Raw genomic sequence first — 9,427 nt, 5'->3', positions numbered from 1 at the left:
GAAAGTATTCAAAATTTTTCTCTTTGACGTCTATATGCTGTTATATGCAAATATAAAATGCACAATATATTGTGGTTAAAATTTTAAAAAACGAATACTTTCACAGTCTCGTACCCTACAAGGCTAACGCAAAGCTCAGCCGCGTAGCGTTAGCGGAGTCAGCTGGAGCGTTGGGTTAGGCTTGAAATTTTAAGTAACTCTTCAACTGTCAAGCCAATATCTTTAGCGATTTGCCGCAGTAAAATTGGTGAAATATCTCGTCCTGCATGAAATGGTACGGTTGTGCATCTACCGTCTGGATGGCGGAATTGTTTATGTGAGCCGCGTTGTCGGATTTCAGTAAATCCTAATATTTCGAGCAAAGTGACAACTTCGCGAGGTTTAAGAACCGGTACGTTTCCCATGCTTAAGCGACGACTACATTTTGGGTTCCAACAAACTCGACTTCGAGTATTGGCTCACCATCCTCAAGTAGCATTTCTATGACTTCCCGAAGATTCTGATTAAGCTCATCCAATGATTCCGCTTGGCTATGTGCACCTGTAAATCCAGGAATGAAACCCACATATAATCCGGTATCGTGACATTTTTCAATAATTGCTGTGTAAATTTTCATATTGATCTAACCTCTTTGAATGTCAATTGGAATCCAAGCCGAATTTCCCTCACTTGGATTTTATGAACAGAATTTCGTCATGTAATCAGCCGAATTTATATCATTATCACTGGTTTTCAAATCATCTGACATTAAATGTTCCAAATATCGCGGCGCAATAGCAAAGTAGGGTACGCATCGAGTACCTTTTCAATGTGTTCCGAATCCTTAGCCTCAAAAAGGTACGCAGTGCGTACCCTACAAGGCTTTCCCTGTACGATTGGACACGATTTTCTCCATTAAAAGCTAACGTGGAAGTGAGCGGCCTGCGCGGCTTTTCGCGCAGGCCGCTCGACTGCAGGGTTGGGCGTCATCGCGTCAGTGCCAAAGGAGTAGCGCGTTCAGTAGCGCCATCGACAACCAAGACCTCCCGAAATGGAACTACGGGAAGCAGTCTTTCCACCTCTCGAATTAAAGTTCTCCATTCATCGGGCATGTACAGGCTATTCAGGTAGCACTCCACGACTAGTGACGTACCTTCCGGGTAGCCGATTTGGGCCTTCTTCTGGATGGCTGATGCGACGATCGGTGCAAACCCTGAAACATGCTCAAGATTCGAGAACACGATGGGTTCGGACTCAGCCGGCTTACCTCTTTCCTTCCGAATGCCTTCGGGAGCAAAAGCCGGACGCCTTTGCCCGAGTAGCTTCCATATCCAGTGCTCGTTTTCATGCATCGCGCAAGTGGCTTCCAAGTATGCAAGCGGCTCGTAATATCCTTGCGTAATGTAATCACCTCTTTGATGAAGTTCTGCGTCGAACGATTGGCTGCCGTTTACCCAGCGCACAGAGATATACCGTCCGGGACGATAGTACGTTTGGATGTACCTACAAATGGGCAGCAACTCCTCAAGTAGCCTCTTCTCGGTATTGCCGGAGCGAAGGCGTAAACGCTCGATACCTTCCGGAGTCCTACGGATGGATTCAAACAAGGCGTAGGTGATCGCGCAGAACTGGAGTCCATCCAGGAGATTTCCGTCAAGGTCACCGAGGCAGGGAGTATTCATGACGCCCAACTATAAGTAGACACCTTCTCAGGTGCATATAAAATTGAAATCGCAGCTGTATAACGCCACTCTCTCAATCCGTTAGGCATGATTCCGTAGTCGTCACTATATTGATAGCAACCGTTTTATCCGAACTGGAAACACGCCGCCAAAATTCCTTGATCGAGTCTGCGAGCATATACGTGAAGTAGTTTACCCTGACTGGATAATATCGTGCGCGTTAAGGAATGGGCATAAAACAACTTCTTCAAGTAGGCGGAGGATTTTCCGGTATGGATGCGGATGCGGATTCGCCTACCAACAGTAGGCGCTCTAGGCGAAGCGCCTACTGTTGGTATCCACGCAGTGCGAATCAATTCGCACCCACAATTTTCTGATTTATTCCATGCCCATTACTTAAGCAATCTGCTGAACGCCGCATCAGCCCTGTTCCGACGCAAGGCGCGCAACTGCTTGTTTTACCAATTCGCTCAGTTCACTGCCATCTTCTCGGTAGTACTGGATGATTTCCTTGCGCATTCTTGGTTCCCAGGATTTCCGCAGGTGGTCGAAAACGCCTTCTACGGCCGCTTCCTTGTCGGGATCTGAATTGAAGAAGTTGCCAATGTCGTTGGCCATTTTTATCAGTCTTGCTGTGTGATGCATGGTTATTACAATAAGGTAGGGTAAGTCGTGTGAGTTAAACGTTCGGAATGGGTGTAGACGACATGCTGGTCGTTGCGCGCGAAGCCTACCAGCGTCAGGCCGGTATCTTCGGCCAGGCGGATCGCGAGGCCGGTCGGAGCGGAAATGGCTGCAAGCAGCGTGATGCCGACCGTTGCCGCTTTCTGGACCAGTTCATAGCTGGCGCGGCTGGTCATGATCAGAAAACCGTCGGCCGGATTCCGGCCGGAACGCAGCAGGAGTCCGATCAGTTTGTCCAGCGCGTTATGGCGGCCGACATCTTCGCGCACGTATTGTATGCCCTGTTCCGGCACAACCCAGGCGGCGGCATGGACTGCGCCGGTCAGCTGGTTCAGCGTCTGCCTTTCGCGGAGCTGGTCCAGAGCGCTGCAAAGCTCCGTTGCCGGTACGGCCAGTCTGCCGTTCACGGGGTTGGTCGGGCGTATCGCCTGATCCAGATTGTTGGAGCCGCATAAACCGCAGCCGGTGCGTCCGGTCAGGTTGCGCCCTTTATCGGCCAGGCAGCCAAAGCGCTGCTCGGTGATCTTGACGCGCACTTCAATGCCGTTGGAACGCTGGTACACGCGCGTCGAAAGCACTTCATCCGCCCGCTGCACGATACCCTCGGTGATGCTGAAGCCGAGGGCAAAGTCTTCCAGATCTTTCGGTGTCGCCAACATCACGACATGAGGCATGTTGTTATAGATCAGCGACACCGGCGCTTCCTCGGCAATGTAATCCAACTGCCGGGAGCAACTATTGCCTTTCCAGCGCTCAACGGTACTCTGTTGATAACTGGGCCATCCGAGTTCCAGATTTGAAGGCAACGTTTGCATGGTCCTTCCCGTTGCTAATGCTGGGCTGCTTTATCCAGCAATTGCAACTGTTCTTCGGTAAAGTCCTGGTAGCTGCGCTGCCATTCCGAAGTCTGGCTGACTTTGGCGACCTGCACTGCCGTAACCTTGTACTCAGGACAGTTGGTTGCCCAGTCCGAGTTGTCGGTTGTGATAACGTTGGCGCCTGATTCCGGGAAATGGAAGGTCGTGTAGACGACGCCCGGTTGAACACGGTCCGTAATCAGGGCGCGCAATACAGTCTCACCGGCGCGGCTCTTGATGCCGACCCAGTCGCCATCGTTGATGCCGCGGTCTTCTGCGTCATGCGGATGGATTTCCAGGCGGTCTTCGGCATGCCAGGCGACGTTGTCGGTACGGCGGGTTTGCGCGCCCACATTGTATTGCGACAGGATGCGCCCAGTGGTCAGGATCAGCGGGAACATCTGGGTTGTACGTTCCTGAGTCTGCACATATTCAGTTACCATGAACCGGCCCTTGCCGCGCAGGAATTCATGTTCGTGCATGGTCGGCGTGCCTTCCGGCGCTTCGTCGTTGCACGGCCATTGTACGCTGCCCATCTGGTCGATTTTCTCGTAACTGACGCCGGTGAAGCTGGGTGTCAGCCTTGCGATTTCATCCATGATTTCGGACGGATGGCTGTAGTTCATCGGGTAACCCATGGCGTTAGCCAGCAGTTGGGTGACTTCCCAGTCTTGGTAACCAGCCAATGGCGCCATGACCTGACGCACGGGCGAGATACGGCGTTCGGCGTTCGTGAATGTGCCGTTCTTTTCCAGGAAGGACGAGCCGGGCAGGAACACGTGCGCAAACTTGGCCGTTTCGTTCAGGAACAAATCCTGTACGATTACGCATTCCATTGCGCGTAGGGCCGCGTGCACGTGTTTAATGTCCGGATCTGATTGCGCGATGTCTTCACCTTCGACATACAAGCCTCTGAAGCTGCCGTCCAGTGCCGCATCGAACATGTTCGGAATACGCAGGCCCGGTTCGGATTCCAGCGTAACGCCCCAGTTTTGTTCAAATAACTGCCGCGTTGCCGTGTCGGATACATGGCGGTAACCAGGGAATTCATGCGGGAATGAACCCATATCGCATGAGCCCTGCACGTTGTTCTGGCCGCGCAACGGGTTGACGCCGACGCCGACGCGTCCCAGGTTGCCTGTCGCCATGGCCAGGTTGGCGATGCCGATAACCATGGTCGAGCCCTGGCTGTGTTCGGTTACGCCCAGACCGTAATAGATCGCGCCGTTAGGGGCCTTTGCATACAGTCTGGCTGCAGCGCGGACTTCAGCGGCTGGTACGCCGGTTATGGCTTCGGATGCTTCAGGCGAGTTGCGCTCTTCGGCGACGAAATTTTTCCATTTGTTGAAGGAAACCATATCGCAGCGCTCTTGAACGAATGCTTCATCAACCAGGCCTTCGGTAACAACGACATGGCCCAAAGCGTTGATCAACGCCACGTTGGTGCTGGGGCGCAGTTTCAGGTGATGGCTGGCTTTGACATGCGGGCTCTTGACCAGGTCGATCTCACGCGGATCAGCTACGATCAGCTTGGCGCCCTGGCGCAGGCGTTTTTTCATCTGCGAGCCGAACACTGGGTGGCCGTCGGTCGGATTAACGCCGATCACCATGATGACATCAGCTTGCATGACTGAATCAAAGTTCTGCGTACCGGATGACTCACCGAAGGTTTGCTTCAGGCCGTAACCGGTCGGGGAGTGGCACACACGTGCGCAGGTGTCGACGTTGTTGTTGCCGAAACCGGCACGGATCAGTTTCTGCACGAGATAAGTTTCTTCGTTCGTGCAGCGGGATGAAGTAATGCCGCCGACCGAATCTTTGCCATAATTGGCCTGGATGCGTTTCAGCTCGGATGCAGCATAGCTGATCGCTTCTTCCCAGCTGACTTCCTGCCATGGGTCCTTGATGCTTTTGCGGATCATCGGCTTGGTGATGCGGTCTTTGTGCGTCGCATAACCGAACGCGAAGCGGCCCTTGACGCAGGAATGGCCGTGGTTGGCCTTGCCGTCTTTATCGGGAACCATGCGGATGACCTTATCGCCCTTCATCTCGGCTCTGAACGAGCAGCCGACGCCGCAGTAAGCGCAGGTTGTGATGATGGCGTGTTCAGGCTGGCCTTGTGCGATGACGGATTTTTCCATCAATGTGGCGGTCGGGCAGGCTTGTACGCAGGCGCCGCAGGAGACGCACTCGGAATCCATGAAAGGCTGGTTCTGGCTCGGCGAGACTTTGCTGTCGAAGCCGCGTCCGTCCAGCGTCAGAGCGAAGGTGCCTTGGGTTTCTTCACAAGCTCTGACGCAGCGTGAGCAAACGATACATTTGCTGGGGTCAAAGCTGAAATAAGGGTTGCTGTTGTCTTTCTCGGCCTTCAGGTGAGTTTTGACTGGGTTGTAGCGCACTTCGCGCAGGCCAACCGCACCGGCCATATCCTGCAGTTCGCAATCGCCGTTCGCTGAGCAGGTCAGGCAGTCCAGCGGGTGATCGGAGATATACAGCTCCATGACGCCGCGGCGCAGGTCGGCCAGCTTGTCGTTCTGTGTGGTGACCTTCATGCCTTCGCCGCAGGGCGTCGTACACGAGGCCGGATAGCCGCGGCCGCCTTCCACCTGGACCAGGCACAAACGGCAGGAACCGAACGGCTCTAGGCTGTCGGTGGCACACAGTTTAGGAATTTCAATGCCGATAGAGGCAGCCGCACGCATGACAGAGGTGCCGGCCGGCACTGTGGCCTTGAAACCGTCGATTTCCAGTGTAACCATCTGGTCTGACTGGCTGGCTGGAGTGCCAAAATCTTTTTCGAATTTAGACATAATCTTTTCCTTAAAAGGGTTAGGCCGCGTTCGCCTGATCATGATCGCCGAAATCTTCGGGGAAATGATTCAGCGCGCTCAGTACCGGATAAGGTGTCATTCCTCCCAAAGCGCAGAGAGAACCGTTCAGCAGCGTATCGCAAAGATCGCGCAGCAGCGGAATATTTTTGCTCAGGTTGTCACCGTTGATGATCTCATCCATGACTTCTGTGCCGCGCGTGGAGCCGATGCGGCACGGCGTACATTTGCCGCAGGATTCGGCCGCGCAGAATTCCATGCTGTAACGAGCCATTTCGGCCATGTTGACGGTATCGTCAAACACGACGATGCCGCCATGGCCCAGTACCGCCCAGATGGCCGAGAATGCTTCGTAATCGAGCGGCGTGTCGAATTGTGATTCAGGCATGTAGGAACCTAAAGGACCTCCGACCTGCACGGCCCGAATCGGACGGCCTGATGCCGAGCCGCCGCCGAAATCGTACAGCAGTTCGCGTAAAGTCAGGCCGAATGCGCTTTCAACGAGGCCCGGGTGTTTGATATTGCCTGACAGCTGGATCGGCAGCGTGCCGCGCGAGCGGCCCATGCCGAAATCGCGGTAATAGTCGCCGCCCTTGTCCAGGATGATGGGCACGGAAGCCAGTGAAATGACGTTGTTCACGACAGTCGGCTTGCCGAATAGGCCGCTGATGGCCGGCAGTGGCGGCTTGAAGCGGACCAGGCCGCGTTTGCCTTCCAGACTTTCCATCAATGACGTTTCTTCGCCGCAGACATAAGCGCCGGCGCCGATGCGGACTTCCAGATGGAAGCTGTGACCGCTGCCCAGAATGTTGTCGCCGAGATAACCGGCTTCATAGGCGGCCGCGATGGCTGCGTTCAGGGTTTGTTCTGCATGCGGATATTCGACGCGCAAATAGATGTAGCCCTGCGTTGCGCCGACACCGAGACCGGCAATCGTCATGCCTTCGACCAGCACGAACGGGTCGCCTTCCATGATCATGCGGTCAGAGAAGGTGCCTGAGTCGCCTTCGTCGGCGTTGCAGATGATGTATTTTTGCTCGGCCGGCGTATTCAGTACCGTGTTCCATTTGATGCCGGTAGGGAACGCTGCACCGCCACGGCCGCGCAGGCCGGAATCGGTGACATGCTTAACGATATCGGCGCTGTTCATGGCCAGCGCGTTCTTCAGGCCGCGGTAACCGTCGTGCTTGATATAGTCATCCAGGCTGATGGGGTCGGTGATGCCGACGCGCGCAAATGTCAGGCGCTGCTGGCGCTTGAAATAATCCAGTTCTTCCGTGAGGCCGAGATTCAGCGGATGTGCGCCGCCGTTCAGGAAATCGGCTTCAAAAAGGCCTTCGACATCGCTTTTCTGAACCGGGCCGAAAGCTACGCGGCCTGCTGCCGTTGCGACTTCAACCATCGGTTCCAGCCAGTACATACCGCGAGAGCCGTTGCGCACGATATTGATTTCAAGCCCCCGATTTTGGGCCTGTTTTGAAATAGCTGCAGCGACCTGGTCGGCGCCCATGGCAACGGCGCAGGAATCGCTCGGAACGTAGACAGTGATGCTCATAAGGAAGACTCCAATTCGTTGACGATCTCGTCAAAGCGGTCGTCAGTGACGCGGCCGTAAACGGCGTCATCGATTTGCATGGATGGAGAACGGGCGCACAGGCCGAGGCAATACACAGGCTCTAGGGAGAACTTTCCGTCGGCCGTGGTTTCATGATAGTCGATGCCGAGCTTGCTTTTGACATGGTTCTCCAGTTGCTTGCTGCCCATGGCCTGGCAGGACTCGGCGCGGCAGACATGCACGGTGTGCTTGCCGGGCGGCGTCTGGCGGAAATAGTGATAAAAACTGATAACGCCATGCACTTCGGCACGGGAAAGATTCAGTGCTTTGGCAATTTCTGGAATGCTGTCGGCAGGAATGTAACCTAGCGCGTCCTGCACGCTGTGCAAAATCGGTAAAAGCGCTCCGGGCTTGTCTTTTAAAGAGGCGATAGCGTTCCGTACCGCTTCTTGGTTACCGTTAAGGTCTGTCATGTTGGTCTCGCTGTATTGCTTTTCGTCTCGGAAAATGATGGCAAGATTACCATAATTTGGATTTTTAGTAAAAAACAAATAAAAATAACAAATTATGTAATTTCATTGTGGTTTTAGGTTTATTGCCGTAACGATTCTGTAAGATATAGATACTTTTGCTATGCAATAGATCCTTACACAAGCGTAATAGATTCTTATAAACAAGCTAAAGATTATTAGCAATTAACCTCAGCCCCAACTGTAGATGGATGAATAGCAACTATGCAAATAAAACATAATTTTGCATAATCAACCGAGCTTTAACCTTTATCGGTTGAGTTGGAAGCAGTCAGCCTCGTTATCTCATTTCATCAATATTTAATAAATAAATGGGAGCATAAGCGTTTGTCCGGAGTGGCGATCGCGCCACATAGCGGGGAAATGGCTGTTCTCCAGACATTTTATTTTTGACTGATACAAAACATTAGATCGATTTTTGAAGAAGCAATATGCCCGGCAGGCGCTTATAGCCGAGTTCCTCTGATTATTCGCTGGCCTGAACCCAGTGTTTCGGCTTGATCATGTGCCGGCGCGATTATTTCGAGCCGCCGTTCAGGCTTTATCTTATCCGCGCTGAACGCCCTTGCAGAGAAGCTGATGAGTTTGAGGGTTACGATTCAAGGGGCTGGGCAATGTTATTTTTATATGTGATGGATTCAAATTCATAGGGCATAAATTCGCGTATAGTGAACAACTTTTTGCCCGTCTGGAATTTATAAATTATTAGGATCGAACTATGAGCCAAAGAAAATTATCGTTACAGGAGCAGTTGTTAAAATCGGGCCTGACGACCGATGCCAAGGCCAAACAGATTCGCTCGGAAAAACGCAAACAACAACGGCAAAACAACGCCGGCGGCGAAGATGAAGCCAAACGTCTGGCGCAGAAAACCAGGGAAGAGCAGGCGGCCCGCGATCGCGAGCTCAGTTTGCTGAAAAAAGAGCAGGCGGAGCAAAAAGAGATTTCCGCCCAGATCAAGCAACTGATCGATCAGAACCGAAAGGATCAGGCTGATGATGACGGCATCGCTTACAAATTCAGCGATAACAACAAGATTAAAACCGTATATGTATCGGAAGCCATGCGCGAGCAGATCAGCAAAGGCCGTCTGGCGATCGTAAAGTGGGAGCGGCAGTACGAGATCGTTCCGGCCGATGTTGCGCTGAAAATAAAAGCGCGCGATGCGAATTGCGTGCTGGTGCTGAATGATCAGGCTGAAGAAAAAATCGATGATGCCTATGCGGCTTACCAAATCCCTGATGATCTGATCTGGTGACAGACGTAGGGCACGCATCGCGTGCCTTTTAAAATCAGTGCCGTAGGGTATGCA

Annotated in this window: 9 protein-coding genes; 1 reads left to right on the top strand and 8 read right to left on the bottom strand. The window is 53.0% G+C overall.

The window, feature by feature from the left end:
• Positions 1 to 158: 158 nt before the first annotated feature.
• The 8 genes from V2P20_RS04815 to V2P20_RS04780 all read right to left on the bottom strand — a co-directional run bounded on the left by V2P20_RS04815 (position 159) and on the right by V2P20_RS04780 (position 8,058).
• The gene (locus tag V2P20_RS04815) at positions 159 to 404 is read right to left on the bottom strand and encodes a type II toxin-antitoxin system HicA family toxin (RefSeq protein ID WP_331816654.1); all 246 of its coding nucleotides are present in this window, start codon (positions 402 to 404) and stop codon (positions 159 to 161) included.
• Positions 405 to 406: 2 nt separating this feature from the next.
• On the bottom strand, positions 407 to 616 hold the full coding sequence (locus tag V2P20_RS04810; protein WP_331816652.1) for a type II toxin-antitoxin system HicB family antitoxin: 210 nt from the start codon (positions 614 to 616) through the stop codon (positions 407 to 409).
• A gap of 349 nt (positions 617 to 965) precedes the next feature.
• A complete protein-coding gene (locus tag V2P20_RS04805; protein WP_331816650.1) occupies positions 966 to 1,661 on the bottom strand; it encodes a hypothetical protein in 696 nt (231 codons plus the stop codon).
• A gap of 420 nt (positions 1,662 to 2,081) precedes the next feature.
• On the bottom strand, positions 2,082 to 2,279 hold the full coding sequence (locus V2P20_RS04800) for a formate dehydrogenase subunit delta (RefSeq protein WP_331816648.1): 198 nt from the start codon (positions 2,277 to 2,279) through the stop codon (positions 2,082 to 2,084).
• A gap of 32 nt (positions 2,280 to 2,311) precedes the next feature.
• The gene (gene fdhD, locus V2P20_RS04795) at positions 2,312 to 3,160 is read right to left on the bottom strand and encodes a formate dehydrogenase accessory sulfurtransferase FdhD (protein ID WP_331816646.1); all 849 of its coding nucleotides are present in this window, start codon (positions 3,158 to 3,160) and stop codon (positions 2,312 to 2,314) included.
• A gap of 14 nt (positions 3,161 to 3,174) precedes the next feature.
• Positions 3,175 to 6,012 carry a formate dehydrogenase subunit alpha gene (fdhF, locus tag V2P20_RS04790; protein WP_331816644.1) on the bottom strand — a complete coding sequence of 946 codons (2,838 nt, stop codon included), beginning with the start codon at positions 6,010 to 6,012 and terminating at the stop codon, positions 3,175 to 3,177.
• A 19-nt stretch (positions 6,013 to 6,031) separates the two neighbouring features.
• A complete protein-coding gene (locus tag V2P20_RS04785; protein WP_331816642.1) occupies positions 6,032 to 7,585 on the bottom strand; it encodes an NADH-ubiquinone oxidoreductase-F iron-sulfur binding region domain-containing protein in 1,554 nt (517 codons plus the stop codon).
• Positions 7,582 to 8,058 (bottom strand): formate dehydrogenase subunit gamma, encoded by a 477-nt coding sequence (locus tag V2P20_RS04780; RefSeq protein ID WP_331816640.1) that lies wholly within the window; start codon positions 8,056 to 8,058, stop codon positions 7,582 to 7,584. Before V2P20_RS04780 ends, V2P20_RS04785 begins: the two co-directional genes overlap by 4 nt.
• 775 nt (positions 8,059 to 8,833) lie before the next feature.
• Between V2P20_RS04780 and V2P20_RS04775 the strand changes: the two genes are divergently transcribed.
• Positions 8,834 to 9,373, top strand: a complete 540-nt coding sequence (locus V2P20_RS04775; protein ID WP_331816638.1) for a DUF2058 domain-containing protein — start codon at positions 8,834 to 8,836, stop codon at positions 9,371 to 9,373.
• The last annotated feature ends 54 nt before the right edge of the window (positions 9,374 to 9,427 follow it).

This window comes from Methylobacter sp. Wu1 (assembly GCF_036553575.1).
Taxonomy (GTDB): domain Bacteria; phylum Pseudomonadota; class Gammaproteobacteria; order Methylococcales; family Methylomonadaceae; genus Methylobacter.
This window is presented reverse-complemented; position numbering and strand designations above follow the sequence as displayed.